The following is a 20,234-nucleotide window of genomic DNA, read 5'->3' on the forward strand; positions in this document are numbered from 1 at the left end:
GCAAAATTCCCGCCACTCTGCGTTAAATGTTCTCCAATCCTTATGACGTGAAGCCGACCGTATTGATCATAGGCAGCGCATGTAACTGAAAACACGCGCGAAAAAAATCGCCGGCGCATAAACGCCGGCGATTTCATGCGGTGCCGCCCGTTGCGATCGCGAGCATACGGGCCGATACCAATCCTTAAGCACGACAGACCGTCTTACACGCCACTGTCCGCATGTACGCCTGCCGCGCGAATCGGCTCGGCGGCGGCCATGCGCGCTTCGGCCGGCAGCGCCCATTCGAGCCAGCGCGAGCGGTGCAGCACGACGAGCACGAACGCGAGGGCCGACAGGCCGCCGAACGTCGCGAACCCCATCTGGTAACTGCCCGTGCTTTCCTTCGTCATACCCATGATGACCGGCAGATAGAATCCGCCGATGCCGCCCGCCGCGCCGACGATGCCCGACATCAAACCGGTCTTGCCCTTCCAGCGTTGCGGCACGAGCTGGAACGTCGCGCCGTTGCCGAGCCCGAAGCACAGATACATCGCGACGAGCAGCGCGATGCCCGCGCCGAGCGGCGGCATCCATGCAGCGAACACGAAGTCGCAGACCGAGATCGCCGCAAGCAGCATCACGAGTGCGCGCACGCCGGAGATGCGGTCGGCCACGAGGCCGCCGACCGGCCGCACGAGCGCGCCGATAAACGCGAGCAGCGACATGAAGAGACCCGCCTCGAGCGCCGGCATCTGGTAGAGCGAGATCAGCAGCGTCGTGACGTACGAAGACATGCCGACGAAGCCGCCGAACGTGATGCTGTAGACGAGCATCACGACCCACGTATCGCCCTCGACCAGCACGCTGCGGTAATGGCGCGGCAGCACGAAGATCGCGAGCAGCGCGCCGAGCACCGGCAGCAGCAGTACGCCCGTCTTGCCGGGCCCGAACATACCTGCATGCACGGCCAGCACGAGCGCGACGAGACCCGCGAGCGTGATGAGGAAGCTGCCGAACGCCCGCGACGCGCTGCCCGATTTCGGTGCGAGATCGTGCGCCCAGAAAAACAGCGCGGTCGCGGCCAGCGCGAGCAGCGGCAATGCGGCGCCCGCGGCCGTGGTCCAGCCGAAATGCGCGGCAAGGCCGGGGAACATGAAGCCGTCGAGCACCGCGCCGATATTGCCGGCTGCCGCGAGACCGAGCACGAGCCCCTGCACCTTCGGCGGATAGTTGCTGCCCGCCATCGGCAACGCAACCGCGAAGCTCGCGCCGCCGACGCCGAGGAACACGCCGAGCACGAGCAGCAGCGTGTACGACGGCGCGCCCGGCATCAACAGCAGCACGACCGACGGAACTGCCGACAGCAGCACGCCCATCAAAGCGATGCGCCGGCCATTGCACGCCTGGTACAGATTGCCGAGCGTCACGCGCAGGATCGCCGCGGCGAGCACCGGCACCGCGACCAGAAAGCCCAGTTCGGCCGGCGACATCGCGATGTCTTTGTGAATGAACGGTGCGAGCGGCCCGAACATGACCCACACGGTGAAACCGGTATCGAAGTAGAAGAAGCACGCGAGCAGCGCGCGCCAGTTACCGCTCGCCAACGAACTGAACAGATTTTTCATCGGTCTCTCTGCGAGGGCGCGCACGAAAAAGTGTGCGCGCAAAAGAAAAGCGTCCCGAACCGCACGTGTGCGACGCGAATCGGTACGCCGATCGCGCTACGTGTGGTTCGGGACGCCGTTGCCCCAGGTGGTCCGCTCGACATCAGCGCACCGCTCTCGAACTGCAATCATCGAGGCCGCCATTGGCCTCGGCGGCGAATAACGCAATAGGTATGCCATCGCGTGTCGAAATGGCGCGCGACACCCGGCCGGCGGCGCCGGACGGATCCGGCCCGGCGCGCGCAATCGCTTGCCGCAAGGGGCTGTGCGCGCCATGCGACGCACGTCGGAAAAATGAAAGCGGCTGCAGGCAGGTTGCCAACAGCCGCTTTTTTGCCGCTCGGGAATCGGCTTGCGCCGCACCGGCCGATCGCCATCGCGCACGCTGGCGAAGCGAACTGGTGCCGCGCCGTGGTGCACCGCACCACGGCCGTGCGTCGCGCGGTCGCGTTACCGCTGGTTCGACCCCGAGATCACGTCGACCCACACCGCCAGCACGAGAATGCCGCCCTTCACGATCATCTGCCAGTAAGAGTCGACGTCGAGCATCGACATGCCGTTGTCGAGGCTCGCCATCACGAGCGCGCCAATCAGCGCGCCGTACACGGTGCCCGAGCCGCCGCGCATCGAGGTGCCGCCGATAAAACAGGCGGCGATCGCATCGAGTTCGCCGGTCGTGCCCGCCGACGGCGACCCCGCCGCGAGCCGCGCGGTTTCGACGAGTCCGCCGAACGCGCACATCAGACCCATGAGCGCGAAGATCGCGAGCTTCACGCGGTTCGTATTGACGCCCGACAGACGCGTCGCCTCGAGATTCGAGCCAACCGCATAGATGCGGCGGCCGAACACGGTCTGCGTCGCGATGTACGTGAAGATGCCGAGCAGCGCGAGCAGCACGAGCACCGGCACCGGAATGCCGCCGTAGCGGTTCAGCGTCGCAACGAACGCGAACACGACGAGCCCCGCGGCCACGATCTTCACGCCGTCCTGCCACAGCGGCACGACTGGCAGGTCGTAGTGCTGGCGGCTCTTGCGCTGCCGCACGGTCAGTACGGCGAGCAGCGCGAACAGCGCGATCGCGAGCACATTGCCGGCGACACGCGGCAGATAGCCTTGTCCGACGAATACGAGCGCGTCCGACGCGGGCGCGATGGTCGAGCCGCCCGTGATGCCGAGCAGCACGCCGCGATACGCGAGCATGCCGCCGAGACCGACGATAAACGACGGCACGCGCAAATAGGTGGACCACCAGCCATTGAAAATACCGACCGCGACGCCGGCGAGCATCACGACCGGCAGCGTCGCCGCGAGCGGCCAATGGAACCTGACGTCGAGAATCGCGGCAAGACCGCCGAGCAGGCCGAGCAGCGAGCCCACCGACAGATCGATCTCGCCGGCGATGATGACGAACACCATGCCGCAGGCGAGCATGCCCGTGATCGACATCTGCCGCAGCAGGTTCGACAGATTGCGCGGCGTGACGAACGCGCCGTCGGTCAGGAACGAAAAGAAAGTCCAGATCACCGCAACCGCGAGCAGCAGCGCGAGCAGTTTGTAGCGTGCAAACAGCTGCTTGACGCGCTGTCCCGATGCGACCGATGCGCGCTCGGGCGCGCGGTTTTCGACAGAACTGATTTCAGGTGTCATGCGACGCTCGCAAGTTGGGTAGGGTCATGGCGTTCGGCGCTGAGCGCAGCGGTCAGGATGTGCTCCTGCGTCAGGCCGTCGTTGACGAAGTCGCCACGCAGGCGCCCTTCGCCGATCACGAGCACGCGGTCGCTCACGCCGAGCACTTCGGGCAACTCCGACGACACGACGACGATCGACACGCCGCGCCGCGCGAGCGCGAACATGAGCTTGTAGATTTCGTATTTGGCGCCGACGTCGACGCCGCGCGTCGGCTCATCGAGAATCAGCACCTGCGGATCGGTGAGCAGCATGCGCGTGAGCACGGCCTTCTGCTGGTTGCCGCCCGAAAGACTCGCGATCGACAGCATCGGCGACGCGGCGCGCACCGACAGGCGCTTCATTTCGGTGTGGATCGCGTCGAGTTCCGATGCGCTGTCGATGCGTCCGCCTTTCGCAAAGCGCGACAGCACCGCAAGCGTGATGTTGTGGCCGACGCCGAGCTGCGGCACGATGCCGTGCCGCTTGCGGTCCTCGGGCACCATCGCGATGCCGGCGCGGATTGCATCGGCCGGTGCGCCGATCTTCAAACGCTTGCCGTGCAGCGAAACCTCGGCGTGGCTCGCGCCCGCATACGCGCCGAAAATCGCCTGCATCAGCTCGGTGCGGCCCGCGCCGACGAGACCCGCAACGCCGAGAATCTCGCCTTTGCGCAACGAAAACGACACATCGTCGACCCGTTTGCGGCTCGCGTTCGTCACGTCGAAACACGTCACGTTGCGCGCTTCGAAAATCACCTCGCCGATATCGTGCGGCTCGCGCGGAAACAGATTCGTGATCTCGCGCCCGACCATCATCGCAATGATGCGGTCGGTGTCGAGCTGCGCCATCGGCCGGGTCGCGACATGCTTGCCGTCGCGAATCACGGTGATCGTGTCGCATACGGCCTCGACCTCGTCGAGCTTGTGCGAGATATAGACGCACGCGACGCCGCGCTTCTTCAGGTCGCGCACGATATTGAGCAGGATCTTCGTTTCGGCTGCCGTCAGCGACGAAGACGGCTCATCGAGAATCAGCAGCTTCGCGCGCTTGTTCAGCGCCTTCGCGATTTCGATCAGCTGCTGGTGGCCGCCGCCGTAGTTCATCACGGGCTGCGCGACGTTGATGCCTTCGATGTTGAGCTCGCGCAGCAGCGCGTCGGCGCGCTGATACATCGCCGCATAATTCATGCGGCCGCCGGGCAGCGTGATTTCGTTGCCGAGGAAAATATTCTCGGCCACCGACAGCTGCGGCACGAGCATCAGTTCCTGGTGAATGATCACGATGCCGGCGCGCTCGGTGTCGCGAATGCTTTGCGCGTGCAGCGGCCTGCCTTCCCACAGCATCTCGCCGGACCAGTCGCCGTATGGATAGACGCCCGATACGATCTTCATCAGCGTCGATTTGCCCGCGCCGTTTTCGCCGCACAGGCCGACGCATTCGCCGGGTGCCACGGCCAGATCGATGCCGTCGAGCGCCCGTACGCCGGCAAACGATTTGGCGATGCCGCGCAGTTCGAGAAGCGCTGATGCCATGCGCGCTTGTTCCATGCGTTTCATCCTGGATGGATCGAGGGCGCGCGCGTGCCCCGGTCGTGCCGCAGGTCGTGCGGGGTGCCGGGCACGCGCGCGTGTTGCGTCAATTGCCGGCGAGCTGGGCCTGCGTATAGAAGCCGTCCTTGATCACGATGTCGGCATTGCTCTTCGTGAGCAGCGTCGGCTGCAACAGCACCGTGTCGACCTGCTCCTTGCCGTTGTCGTATTTCGCGTTGAACGCGGGTTTCGTGCCCTTCGCGAGGTCGACCGCCAGCTGCGCGGCCTGACTTGCGATCAGCTTGAGCGGCTTGTAGACGGTCATCGTCTGCGTGCCGGCGATCACGCGCTTCACGGCCGCGAGGTCCGCATCCTGACCCGACACCGGCACCTTGCCCGCGAGATGCTGCGCGGCAAGCGCCTGGATCGCACCGCCCGCGGTGCCGTCGTTCGAGGCGACGATCGCATCGATCTTGTTGTTGTTCGCGGTCAATGCGTCTTCGGTGATGCGCAGCGCCGTTGCGGCGCTCCACTCGGGCACCCACTGCTGGCCGACCACCTTGATGTCGCCGCGGTCGATGGCGGGCTTCAACACCTTCAACTGCCCTTCGCGCAGCATTTTCGCGTTGTTGTCGGTCGGTGCGCCGCCGAGCAGGAAGTAGTTGCCCTTCGGCTGCGCGTTGAAGACGCCTTGCGCCTGCAGTTCGCCGACTTTCTCGTTGTCGAACGAGATATAGCCGTCGACGTCGGCATCGAGAATCAGGCGGTCGTAGGACACGACCTTGATGCCGGCCTTGTGCGCTTCGGCGATCACATTGCCGAGCGTCTTCGAGTTGAACGGCACGATCACGATCACGTCGACGCCGCGCGAAATCAGGTTCTCGATTTGCGAAATCTGGCGCGATTCGCTCGCATCGGCCGACTGCACCGACACTTTCGCGCCCAGTTTCGTTGCGGCCTCAACGAAATAATCGCGATCGCGCGACCAGCGCTCGACGCGCAGATCGTCGATGCAGAAGCCGATTTCGGGTTTGTCCTTGCTTGCGTGCGCAAGCGGTGCAATCGATGTCAGGCCGGCAAACATCGCGGCGCAGACGAGCGAATTCAGGACGGTACGACGCATGGCAGATTTCATGTCTCACTCCTTTTTTCTGGTTGGCTACCGGCGCTTTCAAAGTGCGAGAGAGGTGAAGAGGCCGGCGAAATCGTACGGATGCGCCGCGAATTCGTGTTCGCGGTCGTCGATTGTGTTGATGCTGGATTTGTCCGCCCGACAGCGTGGGCTGCGCGGGCTCGCCGGGCAATTGCGAAATCGCCCGGCGCGCTTGACGTTTTTTAACGGCGCGCGACGCTTGCCTCGCGTTATTTCGCGGGGCTGTAAAGCGCTTGCGTCACGATGTTTTCGAGGTACTCCTGGCGGCCGCTCACATGGCGCGGCGCGATGCCGCGTGCGATCGCATCGTTGGCCAGCGCTTCGAGCGTGACCTCGCCCGACAGGATCTTGCGGCCCAATTCGCTGTCCCACGCTGCGTAGCGCTTTTCCTTGAACGCGGCGAGCTGGTCGTTTTCGACGAGGCGTGCCGCGCGTTCGAGCGCAATCGCAAGCGTATCGATCGCGCCGATATGACCGTAGAACAGGTCGTCGGGATCGATGCTTTGACGGCGCACCTTCGCATCGAAGTTCATGCCGCCCGTCGTGAAGCCGCCGTTGCGCAGAATCTCGTAGAAGGCGAGCGTCAGCTCTTCGACGCTGTTCGGGAACTGATCGGTATCCCAGCCGTTCTGCGGATCGCCGCGATTCGCGTCGATACTGCCGAACACGCCGAGCGCGAACGCATTTGCGATCTCGTGATGGAACGAGTGGCCCGCGAGCGTCGCGTGGTTCGCTTCGATATTCACGCGAATGTCATCCTGCAAACCGAATTGCGCGAGGAAGCCGTGCACGGTCGCGACATCGTAGTCGTACTGGTGCTTGGTCGGTTCCTGCGGCTTCGGTTCGATCAGCAACGTGCCCTTGAAGCCCTTCTTGTGCTTGTGCTCGACCACCATGCTCATAAAGCGGCCCAGTTGCTCGCGCTCGCGCTTGAGGTCGGTGTTGAGCAGCGTTTCGTAGCCTTCGCGGCCGCCCCACAGCACGTAGTTCGAACCGCCGAGGCGCTGCGTCGCTTCGAGCGCTTCGAACACCTGCGCCGCGGCGAATGCGAAGACCTCGGGGTTCGGGTTCGTTGCGGCGCCGGCCGCGTAACGCGGATGCGAGAACAGGTTCGCCGTGCCCCACAACAGCTTCACGCCCGTCTCTTCCTGCTTGCGCGCAAGGTAGTCGACGATCGACCGGAAGTTGCTCACGTACTGATGGATGCTGTCGCCTTCGGGCGCGACGTCGTTATCGTGAAACGTATAGAACGGCGCATTGAGCTTCGAGAACAGTTCGAATGCGCAATCGGCCTTCAGACGGGCGCGCGCCATCGGCTCGCCCGCGCCGTGCCACGGGCGCTCGAACGTGCCTGGGCCGAACATGTCGGTGCCGGCCCAGCCGAACGTATGCCAGTAGCAGACGGCGAGGCGCAGATGATCTTCCATGCGCTTGCCGAGCACGAGCCTGTCGCGATCGTAATAGCGGTACGCAAGCGGGTTGGTCGACTGCGGGCCTTCATAGCGCACGGCCGGCAGGTGTTCGAAATAGGACATGCGCGTCTCCTTGATTGATGTCGTGGGTGCGCGTTTCATCGCAAGGGCACAGACGACCCGCACCGCACGTTTGCATGAGTGACGCCATGCTGCCAGCTTGCGCTTCGAACCGGCAATTGCGAAATCCGCCAGCGCGGCTAGCGATTCTTGCCGCCCGTTAAAATCGTATGGCGGCAGCAAGCTTGCACCGCCTAGAATAAGCGGAACACTTAATACCGACAGCGTGCAAAACCGCTTGCCCACAGGGTGAATCGCGTTTGCCCTTAAGGGTTTTGCCGCATATGGAGACGACGGCATCGCATCCTTCGATGCGTGCTGCTTAACTGGAACGATGACACGCCAGCAACCCGCTCAACGTACGCATCGAATCGCGCTGCTCTTCAACGCGAACAAGGTCTATGACCGCGAGATCATCACCGGCATCGGCAAGTATCTGCTGTCGACGCGCGTGGCATGGGACCTGTTTCTCGAAGAAGACTTCCGCGCGCGTTTAAACGGCATCGAACACTTCGAGGGCGACGGCATCATTGCGGACTTCGACGATCCCGCCGTGTGCGAAGCGCTCTCCGATTGCCCGCTGCCCGTGGTCGCGGTCGGTTCATCGTACGAAGAGGCGTCGCGCTATCCGGAGAATCTGCCGTATATCGCCACCGATAACCGCAAGCTCGTCTCGCTTGCCTATACGCATCTGATCGGCGCGGGATTGCAGCGCTTCGCGCTATACAGCCTGCCCGAATCGCCGACGAACCGTTGGGCGCAGGAGCGCGAGCTCGCCTTCAACGCGCTGCTCGAAGCCGATGGCCTGAGCGGCGACGTGCACCGCGGTCTGCCGACGAGCGCGCCCGTATGGAATCAGGCAAGCGAACAATTGGCCGCATGGCTGCAAGCTTTGCCGAAGCCCGTGGGCATTATCGCGGTGACCGATGCGCGCGCGCGTCAGCTGTTGCAGGTGTGCCTGATCTCCGGCATCGCGGTGCCCGAGGAAGTCGCGATCATCGGCATCGACAACGACCCGTTGACGCGCTCGCTGACGCGCATTCCGTTGTCTTCGGTGATTCAGGGAACCGAGGAAATGGGCCGCACGGCCGCGCACCTGCTGCATCAGATGCTGGGCGGCGCGCGCTTCGCCGGGCGGCGCATTCTCGTGCCGCCGGTCGGCATCAACGTGCTCGAATCGACGCGGCATCAGCCGGTATCGAGCCCGTACGTGATGCGCGCGCGCCATTACATCCGGCAGTACGCCTGCCAGGGCATCAAGACCGAGCAGGTCGCCGATTATGTCGGGGTGTCGCGTTCGTCGCTCGAAGAACACTTTCGCCGCGAACTCGGCTGCACCGTGCATCAGGAGATTCTCAACCACAAGCTCGACGTCGCGAAGCGCTTGCTTGCGCAGTCCGACATTTCGAGTACCGAAGTCGCGATCCGTTGCGGCTTCACGTCGTTGCAGTACATGTACGCGGTGTTTCGCCGCGAACTCGGCTGTACCCCGCGCGAGTACCATGAGCGTCTGCACGCCACGCAGGCATCGCAACCCGGCTGAACACAGCACTTCGATTTTTCATCCATGAACCTTGCAGACTCGCGCAGCACCGATCGCGCTCCTCACACGCACGTCACCGTCGAACGCTGGGGCACGCTGCCCGGCGGCGATGCGGTCCGTCTCTTCACGCTGCGCAACGCGCACGGCATGCGCGTGGCGATCAGCGACCTCGGTGCGACGCTCGTGTCGTGGCATGCGGCCGACCGCGCGGGCCGCGTCGCCGACGTCGTGCTCGGCCACGACACGCCGGCCGAGTATCTCGCGAGCACGTCGTACTTCGGCGGCACGATCGGCCGCTGGGCGAACCGCATCGCGCAGGCGCGCTTCGCGCTCGATGGCGTCACGTATCAGCTCGACCGCAATCAGGGCGATAACCTGCTGCACGGCGGCGCAACCGGCTTCCATCGCGCGGTGTGGAACGCGCGCGAAGTGGACGGCACGCTCGTTTTCACGCACGAATCGCCGGAAGGTGACGCGGGCTTTCCGGGCACGCTCGAAGCAAGCGTGCGCTACGCACTCGACGACAACGGCGCGCTGACGATCGACTACGACGCCATTACCGATGCGCCGACGCCCGTCAATCTGACGAATCACGCCTATTTCAACCTGTCCGGCGGATCGGCCGACATCCGCGGCCATATGATCGAAATCGACGCGGACGAATTCTGGGAAGTCGACGACACGCTGATTCCGCTTGCGCGCGCAAGCGTTGCCGGCAATGCATTCGACTTCCGCACGAGCGCCCCGATCGGCGCGCGCCTCGACTGGCCGCATGCGCAACTCGTGCGCGGCAAAGGCTTCGACCATTGCTATCTGCTGCGCAGCGCGTCGGACGCCACGGGGGAAGCGAATGCGCCCGGCGCGGTGCGCCGCGTCGCGGTGCTGTACGACCCGGGCAGCGGCCGCGAACTCACCGTGGAAACCGACGCGAACGGCTTGCAGTTCTATTCCGGCAATTATCTGGAAGGCGTGGTCGGGCGCGGCAAGCAACCGTTGCGCAAGCACGCGGCGCTGTGCCTCGAAACCGGCGGCTACCCGAATCAGATCAATATGGACGAGGTCGCCGCGCAAACCGTATTGCGGCCCGGCGAACGGTATCGGCACACAACCGTCTACCAGCTCGGCGTTCGGTAAAGGTCCGGATTCGCCGATGTGCGGCGCGCGTACAGGCCGGCGCTTAAGCGCCGGCTCGCGTCGAAACCCGTCGGCTGCATGAAATCGTAACCACCGGAAACATTTCGGACAGGTACGGTTAGCTTGCGATTCTTGCAGCGTTCCCTTCGGCGTGAAATGATAGCGGTTCTCATCTGAACGCCAGCCAACCCTCCTGCTCCGCGGCCATCGTCGTACGACGTGCGGCCGCGTAGGCCGGACGGCCAGCCAGCCCGGAGCCCCCGGCCGCGCCGCTTTATCGTGGCCGCGACGGCGTCCCACCCCCTTTGCAGGTCGTGCAGCAAGCAAGCGTGCTCGTGGGCCCGCCGCCGGCGAAGGTCACGGCTGCGGCAGCGCGCCGACCCGGCATCACGACCCGTTACGACCCAACGCTATTCGATTTGTGGAGTGACCTTGAACACCACCGACACCCTCGACTCGGGCGCCGCCGATCTGACGTCGCTCGCGCCGAACGCGCCGGCCGCCGACGCCAGGGCTTCCGGCGTCTACGCCGAGCAACGGCGCCCGCGACGGATCACCTTCATCCGCTGGCTGCGCAAGATCCACGGCTGGATCGGCCTGTGGGGCGCGGCGCTCGGGCTGCTGTTCGGCACCACCGGTTTCTTTCTGAACCACCGCGCGGGTCCGCTGCGCATCTCGACAGGCGCGCCGCAGGTCGCCGAACTTCAGATGCCGCTGCCGCAGCCGGCGCCCGCGTCGCCACGCGAGCTGGGCGCGTGGCTCAAAGGCGAACTGAAGCTCGCGGGCAGGCTCGGCCGCGTGCAGAAGGAAGCCGCGCATGCGGTCGCCTGGGGCGATCGCAGCGCAGTCCAGCCCGAGCACTGGCAATTGACGTTCGCGTCGCCGCAACAGGTGACCTCCGCCGATTATTGGGTCGGCAGCGGCTACGTCACGGTCAAACGCACCGGCAACACGTTCCTCGCGACGCTGACCAATCTGCATAAAGGCGTCGGTTTGAGCGTCGGCTGGGTGCTGCTGATCGACACGCTCGCGGGCAGCATCATTCTGCTGTCGCTGACAGGCGTGCTGCTATGGACCCAGCTCAATACGCGGCGCACGCTCGGCGCGGTGCTCGTGATCGGGTCGATCGTGGCTGCGGTCTGTGTCGGGCTCGCGTAGCCCCGTTCAGCATCGATCAGCGTCTTTAGCGCCGTTCGCGGCAGTCTCAGTGCGGCGCGCGGAACACCGGCGCGCCGCTCGGTGCACCCGTGAGTCCGCCATCGACGACGATTTCCGTTGCCGTCATGCCCACTGCGTCGTCCGATGCGAGGAACAGCACCGCGCGCGCCGTTTCTTCGGGATCGGCGAGACGCCCGATCGGGATGCGCGGCGCGATGGCCTTTTCCGTATCGTCGAGCGTCTGGCCGGCGCGCGCGCCGCGCGTCCAGATCGGCGTACGCGTCGCGCCCGGAATGACCGTATTCACGCGAATCCCGCGCGGCGCCAGTTCCGAGGCGAAAACCTTCGCCATTCCCGTCACGCCCGCCTTCGATGCCGAGTAAGCGGCCGAGCCCGCGATGCCCTCGCTGCGCATCACCGAGCCGTTGAGCACGATCGCGCCGCCTTCGCGCATCAGCGGCAGCGCGGCCTGCACAGTAAGGAACACCGACGTCAGGTTGGTGCGCGTAATTGCCTCGAAAGCCTCGGCCGTGGTGCTGCCAAGCGGCGTCGCGCCGCCCACGCCGGCATTGGCGAACACGACATCGAGCGAGCCGAACTCGTCCTTCACGCGGTTGACGACGCGCTCGAGCGCACCCGCGTCGTTGAGGTCGGCGTCGATGCCGATCGCGTTCGGGCCAAGCTCCGTCAGCGCCTGATCGAGCTTCTTCGCGTCGCGCCCGGTGATCGCGACACGCGCGCCCTGCTCGATCAGCATCTTCGCCGTCGCGAAGCCGATACCGCTGTTGCCGCCTGTTACGAGGGCCGTTTTGTTCTGGAATCGCATGGTGTTCTCCTTGGAGACCGTTTGTCCGCGCCGAACCGGATGGCTCAGCTGCTATTCATTGCAACCGCAACTATAACTGCAATGATACTGATCGCAATGATTAAGATCAAACGACCCCGGAAGAACACTCTGTTCAGCGGGCAAGCACAAAAGGGAAATGAAAGGAAACGGAAGCGACGCGGCTACCTTCGTCCGGTTATACGTGGCCGTCATCGGTGTCGTCGCAAGCGAAACGATCGACAGTAAATTGACGATCACCCCGCGGCAGACGGTCGCGCGCGAAGGCAATGGAATTGTTGAGTGTTCGCAGGGATCGAAGCCCTTATAATTGCATGTGCAATTATAAAATTGCACGTCGTCTTGAGACCCGTCCCGGCCCCGCAGCGGTCGGGTCGAGGCAAGGTTGGGAGTTCGCCATGAAAGTCAGCAAGGAACAGGCGGCGCAGAATCGCGCCAAGCTTATCGAGACAGCCGCGCGGCTGATGCGCGAGCGCGGCATCGACGGCGTCGGCGTCGCCGAAATCGGCAAGGCCGCCGGTCTCACGCACGGCGCCTTGTACGCGCACTTTCCCTCGAAGGATGCACTCGCCGCCGAGGCGCTCGCGTTCGGGCTCGAGCGCGGGCATCGGCGCCTGACGGCGCCGCGCGACGGGCGCCTGCCCGAACTCGGCGAACTGCTCGATGGGTATCTGTCGGAGCAAAAGCGCGACGACATCGCGGACGGCTGCGCGATGGCCGCCTCGGTCAGTGAGATCGGACGACAGGACGTGTCGGTCAGCGAGCGGTTTGCCGAAGGCTTCGAGCAGATGGTTAGCGTGTTCGCATCGAAGCTTGGCGCGCAAGAGGCCGATGCGACCCGGCGCGAGCACGCGGTGACGATGACCGTCGCGATGATCGGGGCGATTTCGGCTTCGCGCGCGGTGATCAAGGCGCGGCCCGAACTCGCGGACGAAATTCTTCATGCGGTCCGCCATTCGATCGATACGATCGCAGCGCGCGACGCCACGCATCCGGACATGGCCGACGCGCCTACAACAGCCCCAGCGCCGACGCCTTGAGCGTAGCGGCCGCGCGCGTCGAACACTCGAGCTTGCGAAACACGCTTTCGACGTGCGTGCGCACGGTGCTCGGGCTCAGATCGAGTTCGCGCGCCACTTCCTTGTTGCTCGCGCCGCGGCTGATCGAGCGCAGCACATCGGTCTCGCGCGCGGACAGCCGCGCCGCCGCGGACGCTGCCCGGCGCTGTTGGGCGCTTGCCGCGGCGCGCGGCGCGTCCGGCCCGCACTCGCACGCAAGCAGCACTTCGACCACCTCCGGATCGAACCGGCCGCCTGCCGCATCTTCGCGCAGCAGCTTCGCCGCTTCGTCGACGCCATATGCCGCGCGCCACGGCCGCGCCGCGCGCAGCGCGACCCACGCGACCGACGCGGCGAGCACGCGCGCTTCGAGCGGCAGCGCATCGTGCGCGAGGCCGCGAAAATAACCGGAGCCGTCGCCGCGCTCGTATGCATACGAGGCGAGCTCCGCGGCGCCGGCCAGTGCGCCGGTCTGCCTGCCGGCGCGCGCGGTCCAGTACGGCACGAGACGCACGCGCTCCCATGCGGAGGCCGGCAACCTGCCCGGCGTATCCCACAGCGCATTCGGCACCGCCGCGCGGCCGATGCCGTGCAGCAGACCCGCGCGGTAGACGCGCTGCTGCGCAAGCGGATCCGCGATCAGTTGCGCGCAGCATTGGGCGGCGGTCTGCGCGACGGCGCGCGAGTAGCCGGTCATCCACGGCAACTTCAGATCGATGACGTCGGCGATCAGCTCGGCCGGCGTCATATCGGACATACGCGGCGTCGCGAGCGCGGCGTCGATTTGCGCGGGCTCGAGCGCGTCGAGCATGGCGAGCCATTGCCGGCCATGCGCGTCGCCAAGCGCCACAAGCGCGGCCGGATAGCGTGCATTTGCGCGCTGCGCGATCAGCTGCAGCGCCTGTTCGACGCCATAGACGCGCGCGAAGATTTCGAGGTCGCCGGCCAGCGCGATCAGATACACGGCCACCGGCACCGCGTCGCCCGCGAGCTTGTCGGGCAGGCCGCCGCCATCCCACGCTTCGAAGATGTGCCGCAACGCGGCCTGCGTGCCGGCCGCAAGGCCGAGCATGCGCGCGACTTCGCCCGAGACTTCGCAGTGAATCTGCGCGAGCGGCGTCAAGGCGGCGCTGACGCCGCCTTGCGCGGCGAGCGGCTGCGCCCAGTCGGGCCGGTTTTCGAGCATCGCTTCGCGGCCGCCGACGTCGTCGCCGAGCAGGTCGGCAAAACCCGACGCGTTCGCGGTGCAGCCCGACCAGCGCAACAGCGACGCTTCGATGACCGCGCCGTGCACGGCGTCGCCGGCGCCGGCCGCGCGCGCGAATTGGGCGGCGAGCCACGCGGTGCGCAGCGAGTGATCGGTGGGCTGGCCCATGCTGAGGTCGCCGATAAAGGCGAGCGCCTTGACCGCGTCGAAGACGCGCAGCGCGGCGCCCGGGTCCGGCGCCGTTGACGATGCATTCATAATCCGCCGGCGAATGGAAACAGAGGACGATTGACGATCTTGCGCACTATACCGTCATCGCGGCCGCGAACGAGGCCCGGTAAAAAGCGCGCCATTGCAATAAAAGACGGTGCGACGCGGTAATACGGACATCGCCAGGCAGCGCCCGGAACGCGAACGCCCCTGCAATTGCCCGACAAAGCTCATAACTGCAGCGCGCGCATTGCAGTCCTCGCCGCGATCGCCAATAGTAGAACGACGTGCGCGCCGCGCATTCGACGCGGCGCGCACCCGGTTTTCATCTGATGAGGAGCTGATCGTGCACAAGTCCACCGCTACGCTGCATCTTGCCGCCGCACTCGCCGCGCTCGCTTTGGCAGGCGCTGCCGGCTCTGCGAACGCACAAGGGCTGTCCGTCTACGACGACGTCCATGCGCCGCAAAACAGCACGAAGCTGATGCCGAACGCGCCGCTTGGCAGCGAGTATCCGACGCACGGCAACCGCCAGGCAGGCGAACTCGACCTGAACCCGACCGACCCGCGCGCCCAGCTCGCCAACGGCCTGCCGAACAATGCCGAAGCGGGCGGCTATGGCGCACCGCTTGCGGGCTGGCGCAACGATGTCGCGCCGCCGCCTGCCGGACAGAAGATGGAATGAGCGCGCCGCGAGCGGTCGAAATTACGGACGAAAAAAAGCCCGCGCAACGGCGCGGGCAACCTTCGCGGCCGAGAAACCGGGTAAAACCGCCGGCAACCGGCAAGCGGCAAGTGCGCGAGTCCGCAGCGATAAGCCGGTAACTACGCGCGCACGGCTCACCGAACGCCGAACCACCTCACTTCTTGTAGATGCGCTTACGCGCCTGTTCGAGCTGCGCCAGAATCGCATCGAGCTTGGTTGGATCGGACACGAACTGCTGCATGCCCTTCATTCCTTCATCGGCCATTTCCTTCGTCATATCGCGATCGTAGAACTGCGCGATACCGCCCTTCGTATTCGCGAGAATCTGAAAGCCGATCTTCGAGATCGGATCGTCGGGTTCCGGCGACTTGCTGTTCGCCGACAGCGACCCGAGTCCCTTCGCGAGCTGCGCGCCGATCTCCGGTGTTTCGACGAAGGCGAGGAACGCGTGCGCGTCGGCCTTGTTCTTCGCGCGCGACGGGATATGCAGCGATTCGACCGGCCCGTCCTCGGCAGTCGGCACGTTCGCATCGATGATCGGGAACTGGAAGAAGCCCATCGAGGGCTTCACATTCGCCGGGAAGCCGCCGGTGATGAACGTGCCCATCAGCATCATCGCGGCCTTGCCCTGGAACAGGAACGGCTGCGCGGCGTCGAGATCGTACGACAGCGAGTTGTCGATAAAGTCGTGATCGTCGAGCAGCTGCTTCCACGTCGTGTAGACCTTCTTCACGCGCGGGTCCGTGTACGGAACGTCGCCGGCCATCAGCTTCTGATGGAACGCATTGCCGTTGATGCGCAGGTCCAAATAATCGAACCAGCCGGCGAGCGTCCATGCATCGCGACCGCCGACCGCAAACGGCGTGATGCCGGCCGCCTTCAGCTTGCGGCATGCATCGAGCAACTGGTCCCACGTTTTCGGCTCGCTCGCGATGCCGGCCTTCTGGAACAGGTCCTTGCGATAGAACATGCCCCACGCGTAATAGACGGTCGGCGCCGCATACTGCTTGCCTTCGACAGTCGATGCTTCCTTCGTCGACGCGTACATGCCGTCCCAACCGTTCTTCTTCCAGTCGCCGCTCAGGTCTTCGAGCAGACCGCGCCGCGCGTAGTACGCCATGCGCTCGCCGTCGTGCCAGTTCACGACGTCCGGTGCGACCGTCGTCAGCCAGCCCGGCAGCTGCACCTTGTAGGCTTCCTCATCGATAAACGATGCCTTCACGTCGACGTTCGGATGCGCCTTTTTGAATTCGTCGAGAACCTGCTGCCAGACGGCTCGCTGGCTCGCGCCCTTGAACGCGATATTGATTGTCATCGTGTCGGCGTGCGCGGCGGCCGGGAAAGACAACACACCCGACGTCGCCGCGGCAGCAAGCGCGAGCGCAACGGCGATGCGCGTGCCGCGAGCCTTCAGTGCTTTTACGGTCATTCCTGTCTCCTTGGTTTTGCTTTATGTGGCACTGCAACTGGATCGATCGATGCGATTCAACGTGTGCGGTATGCGGCCACGCCTTGCGGTTCGACCTTGCGCGCGCCGATCACGAAGTCGGCCGCGGCGACGCCATCGATGTCGCCGATGTCGTGCGTACGCTCGCCGTAGTTGAATACATAGGTCAGCGCGCCGCGACGGCTCACGCGCACGCTGTCGTCGAGCGCGTGCGGCGCGAGACCCGCTTCGGCCGCAATGCGCGCAAATAGCTGTCCGGTAAGCCGCTCGTCGAAAATACCCGCGAAGTAGTGCGCGGCGCCGCGGCGCACGTACGCGGGATGGCCGTCCATAAAGCGCGCGCGAATCTCGAGCGTCGTGTCGTCGCCCGTGTCGATCAGATCGCGCCAATGGCGCGCCTCGCCCGCCGTCTGCGCGTCGACACTGACACGTTCGCCCGCATTCGGCCGCAGCGATTCGACGCGCCACACGCGCATCGGCAGCAACGACGCGAGCGGCCCCGGCGGCAAGTGCGCCGGAATCTGCAGGTCGCGCGTCTTCGACCCGCTGCGCGGACCGAACACGACATGCGCGCCGCTCGCTTCGATGCGCGCGGCGAAGTCGTCCGGCACGATGGGCAGCGGCGGCACGACGACCAGCGCATAGCCGTCGAGCGGCGCAGTAGCCGGAATCACGTCGACATCGAAACCGAGCGCGCGCAACGCCGAGTAATACTCGAACGCAAAACGCGGATAGGCGAAGTCGGCGCCCTGCGGATGAATCTCGAACAGCCACTTCGCTTCGTAGTCGTAGACGAGCGCAACCTTCGTGCGCACCGCGGCGTCGGCATCGGCCTGCGCCGCCGCGACCGCGCGAATTTCCCCGGCCACGCGCGCCGCTTCGTGGCCGCCGATATCGAGCCGGTTATCGGGCGTGTTGAGCCCCGCATGCATCTGTTCCTGCGCAAACGGCGCCTGCCGCCATCTGAAGTACGACACGCAGCCCGCGCCATGCGCGAATGCCTCCCAGCTCCACAGGCGCACCATGCCCGGCAGCGGCGCCGGATTCCACGGCGCCCAGTTGACCGGGCCCGGCTGCTGCTCCATGACCCAGAACGGCAGCTTCGACATGCCGCGATAGACGTCGTGATTGAACGACGCAAAATCCGGATGGCTCGTACGCAGCCATTTCGCCTTCAATTCCGGGGCGAACCATTGCTGCTCGAGCGCACCGAGCGGATAGCTGTCCCACGTCGCGACGTCGAGATCGGCCGCGACCTTGTAGTGATCGAACTCGGTGAACAGCTGCATGAAGTTGTGCGCGACGGGCCGGCCCGGCGAGTGCGCGCGGATGATGTCGACCTGCATGCGGTTGTAGCGCGCGACCTCATCCGATGCGAACCGCCGGTAATCGAGCCGGTGCGACGGATGCGCTTCGGTGACGGTGCCGACCGGCGCGTCGATTTCGTCGAAGCTGCGGTACTCCATGCTCCAGAACACCGTGCCCCATGCGCGGTTCAATGCATCGACGGTCTGGTAGCGTGCCTTGAGCCACTCACGAAAACGCATGATGGCTGCCGGCGAATAGCTGACCACGGTGTTGTGGCAGCCGTACTCGTTATCGGTCTGCCAGTACGCGACCGCCGGGTGCCGGCCGTAACGCTCGGCCACTGCCGTGCAGATCGTTCGCGAGGCTTCGAAAAACGACGGCGACGAAAAATCGTAGTGACGGCGCGAGCCGAACGCGCGCGGCCGCCCGTGCGCATCGACCGGCAGGATGTCCGGATGGCGGTCGATCAGCCACTTCGGCGGCGTCGCGGTCGGCGTGCACATCACAATCTTCAGGCCGGCCTTGCCGAGCACGTCGACCGCGCGGTCGAGCCACGCCCAGTCGTATTCGCCGGGCGCCGGTTCGATGCGACTCCACGCGAATTCGGCGATCCGCACCTGCTCGATGCCGAGCGCTTTCATCCGGCGCGCGTCGTCTTCCCACATCGACTCGGGCCAATGTTCTGGGTAGTAGCAAACTCCGAGGCGCATCGCTTCGTTCCTTATGCGTTGAGGGCGACGGCGGCGCCGCGCGCGGGCACCGCAAAGCCGTCTTCGGTAAACAGATGGCACGCGGCCGGGTTCGCGCGAAACGTCACGCGCTCGCCGAGCGAAACCTGCGCGCCGCCCGGTACTTTCGCGATCAGCGTGTCGCCGCCCGGTTGATCGAGATGGACGTAGCTGTGCTCGCCGAGATGCTCGACGAGCTGGACGCTGCGTGTCAGGGTGGTGTCGGTGTTGCTCGCGCGATGTGCGCCGCCGGCGTGGCGAGCATCCGCATCGATCAGCTCGAGATGCTCAGGACGCACGCCGAACGTAACCGGCTGCGCGTTCTGCAAGCTGCTGCCGTCGGCTTCGATGCGCATGCGTTCGCCCGTTTGCGCAAGCGTGACGCTCACGCCTTGCGCATCGGCGCAGACGACCGTCGCGGGCAGAAAATTCATGCGCGGCGAGCCGATAAAGCCGGCGACGAAACGGCTCGCCGGCCGGTGATACAGCTCGAGCGGCGCGCCGATCTGCGCAATGCTGCCGTGGCGTTCGGTATCCTTGCCTGCATGCAGCAGCACGATGCGGTCGGCCAGCGTCATCGCCTCGGTCTGATCGTGCGTCACGTACACGACGCTCGCCTTCGCGAATTGCCGATGCAGCTTCGCAATCTCGATACGCGTCTGGCCGCGCAAGGTCGCATCGAGATTCGACAGCGGCTCGTCGAACAGAAACACACCGGGCTCCCGCACGATCGCGCGGCCGATCGCCACGCGCTGCCGCTGGCCGCCCGACAAGGCGCGCGGACGCCGTTCGAGCAACGCTTCGAGCTGCAGAATCCGCGCGGCTTCGCGCACCTTGCGGTCGACCTCGCTCTTCGGCACTTTCGCAAGCTTGAGTCCGAACGCCATGTTCTCGTAGACGCTCATATGCGGAAATAGCGCGTAGCTCTGAAACACCATCGCCACGCCGCGCTCGGCCGAGGGAATATCGTTCACGATGCGCCCGCCGATCGACAGGTCGCCGTCGGTCACGTCTTCGAGGCCCGCGATCATGCGCAGCAGCGTCGACTTGCCGCAACCGGACGGACCGAGAAACACGCAGAACTCGTTTTCGCCGATCTCCAGATCGACGTTGCGAATCACCGGCGCGCTATCGCCGTACGCTTTCTGTACGCCGCGTAACGAAATGCTCGCCATTCGTCTCCACTCCATGTTTAAATCAGCGGGAGCCGGAGATTAAGCGCTTAATCAGCGGGGCTTCAAAAAACGATCGCAAGCGCGACCGTTCGCAGGAAGCTCGTCTCCGATCTCATTGTGTTTGTGCGGGAATGTTGCCGCGCGCCGGGCCGCAACGCAAATTCCGGGAAGACATCCCACATACTGGC

Annotated in this window: 15 protein-coding genes; 5 read left to right on the forward strand and 10 right to left on the reverse strand. The window is 65.2% G+C overall.

What is annotated here, in order from left to right; all coding sequences use genetic code 11:
* Positions 1–203: 203 nt before the first annotated feature.
* From BTO02_RS16715 to xylA, 5 genes are all read right to left on the reverse strand, one after another.
* Positions 204–1,607, reverse strand: coding sequence for an MFS transporter (locus BTO02_RS16715; RefSeq protein WP_075157969.1), 1,404 nt, complete (start codon positions 1,605–1,607; stop codon positions 204–206).
* Positions 1,608–2,096: 489 nt separating this feature from the next.
* Entirely contained in the window at positions 2,097–3,293 is a 1,197-nt protein-coding gene (locus BTO02_RS16725; RefSeq protein ID WP_075157971.1) for a sugar ABC transporter permease, read from the reverse strand.
* A complete protein-coding gene (xylG, locus tag BTO02_RS16730; RefSeq protein ID WP_075158947.1) occupies positions 3,290–4,846 on the reverse strand; it encodes a D-xylose ABC transporter ATP-binding protein in 1,557 nt (518 codons plus the stop codon). Before xylG ends, BTO02_RS16725 begins: the two co-directional genes overlap by 4 nt.
* Before the next feature lie 103 nt (positions 4,847–4,949).
* Entirely contained in the window at positions 4,950–5,978 is a 1,029-nt protein-coding gene (gene xylF / locus BTO02_RS16735; protein WP_075157972.1) for a D-xylose ABC transporter substrate-binding protein, read from the reverse strand.
* Between the two features lie 227 nt (positions 5,979–6,205).
* Entirely contained in the window at positions 6,206–7,531 is a 1,326-nt protein-coding gene (xylA, locus tag BTO02_RS16740) for a xylose isomerase (RefSeq protein WP_075158948.1), read from the reverse strand.
* Between the two features lie 331 nt (positions 7,532–7,862).
* Here xylA and BTO02_RS16745 point away from each other — a divergent pair, with 331 nt between their 5' ends.
* From BTO02_RS16745 to BTO02_RS16755, 3 genes are all read left to right on the forward strand, one after another.
* Positions 7,863–9,071, forward strand: a complete 1,209-nt coding sequence (locus tag BTO02_RS16745) for a XylR family transcriptional regulator (RefSeq protein ID WP_075157973.1) — start codon at positions 7,863–7,865, stop codon at positions 9,069–9,071.
* A 24-nt stretch (positions 9,072–9,095) separates the two neighbouring features.
* Complete coding sequence (locus tag BTO02_RS16750) at positions 9,096–10,205, forward strand: aldose epimerase family protein (protein WP_075157974.1); 1,110 nt, start codon at positions 9,096–9,098, stop codon at positions 10,203–10,205.
* Between the two features lie 432 nt (positions 10,206–10,637).
* On the forward strand, positions 10,638–11,363 hold the full coding sequence (locus BTO02_RS16755; RefSeq protein WP_083615159.1) for a PepSY-associated TM helix domain-containing protein: 726 nt from the start codon (positions 10,638–10,640) through the stop codon (positions 11,361–11,363).
* A 46-nt stretch (positions 11,364–11,409) separates the two neighbouring features.
* Here BTO02_RS16755 and BTO02_RS16760 read toward each other — a convergent pair whose 3' ends face one another.
* Entirely contained in the window at positions 11,410–12,189 is a 780-nt protein-coding gene (locus BTO02_RS16760) for an SDR family NAD(P)-dependent oxidoreductase (protein ID WP_075157975.1), read from the reverse strand.
* A gap of 416 nt (positions 12,190–12,605) precedes the next feature.
* On the opposite strand from BTO02_RS16760, the gene BTO02_RS16765 reads away from it, so the two are divergent.
* Positions 12,606–13,247 carry a TetR/AcrR family transcriptional regulator gene (locus BTO02_RS16765; RefSeq protein ID WP_075157976.1) on the forward strand — a complete coding sequence of 214 codons (642 nt, stop codon included), beginning with the start codon at positions 12,606–12,608 and terminating at the stop codon, positions 13,245–13,247.
* Here the strand turns inward: BTO02_RS16765 and BTO02_RS16770 are convergent.
* The gene (locus tag BTO02_RS16770) at positions 13,219–14,730 is read right to left on the reverse strand and encodes an HD domain-containing phosphohydrolase (RefSeq protein WP_075157977.1); all 1,512 of its coding nucleotides are present in this window, start codon (positions 14,728–14,730) and stop codon (positions 13,219–13,221) included. The two genes, BTO02_RS16765 and BTO02_RS16770, sit on opposite strands and share 29 nt — an antisense overlap.
* Positions 14,731–15,028: 298 nt before the next feature.
* On the opposite strand from BTO02_RS16770, the gene BTO02_RS16775 reads away from it, so the two are divergent.
* On the forward strand, positions 15,029–15,367 hold the full coding sequence (locus tag BTO02_RS16775; protein ID WP_156883846.1) for a hypothetical protein: 339 nt from the start codon (positions 15,029–15,031) through the stop codon (positions 15,365–15,367).
* Positions 15,368–15,542: 175 nt separating this feature from the next.
* Here the strand turns inward: BTO02_RS16775 and BTO02_RS16780 are convergent, their stop codons facing one another.
* Genes BTO02_RS16780 through BTO02_RS16790 form a run of 3 tightly spaced genes read right to left on the reverse strand, consistent with a single transcriptional unit; the run spans position 15,543 to position 20,046 of the window.
* Positions 15,543–16,817, reverse strand: coding sequence for an ABC transporter substrate-binding protein (locus tag BTO02_RS16780; RefSeq protein ID WP_075157978.1), 1,275 nt, complete (start codon positions 16,815–16,817; stop codon positions 15,543–15,545).
* A 56-nt stretch (positions 16,818–16,873) separates the two neighbouring features.
* A complete protein-coding gene (locus tag BTO02_RS16785; RefSeq protein ID WP_075157979.1) occupies positions 16,874–18,853 on the reverse strand; it encodes a beta-galactosidase in 1,980 nt (659 codons plus the stop codon).
* 11 nt (positions 18,854–18,864) lie between these two features.
* Entirely contained in the window at positions 18,865–20,046 is a 1,182-nt protein-coding gene (locus tag BTO02_RS16790; RefSeq protein ID WP_075157980.1) for an ABC transporter ATP-binding protein, read from the reverse strand.
* Positions 20,047–20,234: the final 188 nt, after the last annotated feature.

It is taken from the genome of Paraburkholderia sp. SOS3, assembly GCF_001922345.1.
Classification (GTDB): domain Bacteria; phylum Pseudomonadota; class Gammaproteobacteria; order Burkholderiales; family Burkholderiaceae; genus Paraburkholderia.

Excerpts from the sequence above, each read along its gene's own strand:
- BTO02_RS16725 (WP_075157971.1), bottom strand. The coding sequence starts at position 3,293 with ATGACACCTGAAATCAGTTCTGTCGAAAACCGCGCGCCCGAGCGCGCA.
- BTO02_RS16765 (WP_075157976.1), top strand. The coding sequence starts at position 12,606 with ATGAAAGTCAGCAAGGAACAGGCGGCGCAGAATCGCGCCAAGCTTATC.
- BTO02_RS16745 (WP_075157973.1), top strand. The coding sequence starts at position 7,863 with ATGACACGCCAGCAACCCGCTCAACGTACGCATCGAATCGCGCTGCTC.
- xylF (WP_075157972.1), bottom strand. The coding sequence starts at position 5,978 with ATGAAATCTGCCATGCGTCGTACCGTCCTGAATTCGCTCGTCTGCGCC.
- BTO02_RS16770 (WP_075157977.1), bottom strand. The coding sequence starts at position 14,730 with ATGAATGCATCGTCAACGGCGCCGGACCCGGGCGCCGCGCTGCGCGTC.
- xylA (WP_075158948.1), bottom strand. The coding sequence starts at position 7,531 with ATGTCCTATTTCGAACACCTGCCGGCCGTGCGCTATGAAGGCCCGCAG.
- BTO02_RS16750 (WP_075157974.1), top strand. The coding sequence starts at position 9,096 with ATGAACCTTGCAGACTCGCGCAGCACCGATCGCGCTCCTCACACGCAC.
- BTO02_RS16785 (WP_075157979.1), bottom strand. The coding sequence starts at position 18,853 with ATGCGCCTCGGAGTTTGCTACTACCCAGAACATTGGCCCGAGTCGATG.
- xylG (WP_075158947.1), bottom strand. The coding sequence starts at position 4,846 with ATGGCATCAGCGCTTCTCGAACTGCGCGGCATCGCCAAATCGTTTGCC.
- BTO02_RS16760 (WP_075157975.1), bottom strand. The coding sequence starts at position 12,189 with ATGCGATTCCAGAACAAAACGGCCCTCGTAACAGGCGGCAACAGCGGT.
- BTO02_RS16790 (WP_075157980.1), bottom strand. The coding sequence starts at position 20,046 with ATGGCGAGCATTTCGTTACGCGGCGTACAGAAAGCGTACGGCGATAGC.
- BTO02_RS16780 (WP_075157978.1), bottom strand. The coding sequence starts at position 16,817 with ATGACCGTAAAAGCACTGAAGGCTCGCGGCACGCGCATCGCCGTTGCG.
- BTO02_RS16715 (WP_075157969.1), bottom strand. The coding sequence starts at position 1,607 with ATGAAAAATCTGTTCAGTTCGTTGGCGAGCGGTAACTGGCGCGCGCTG.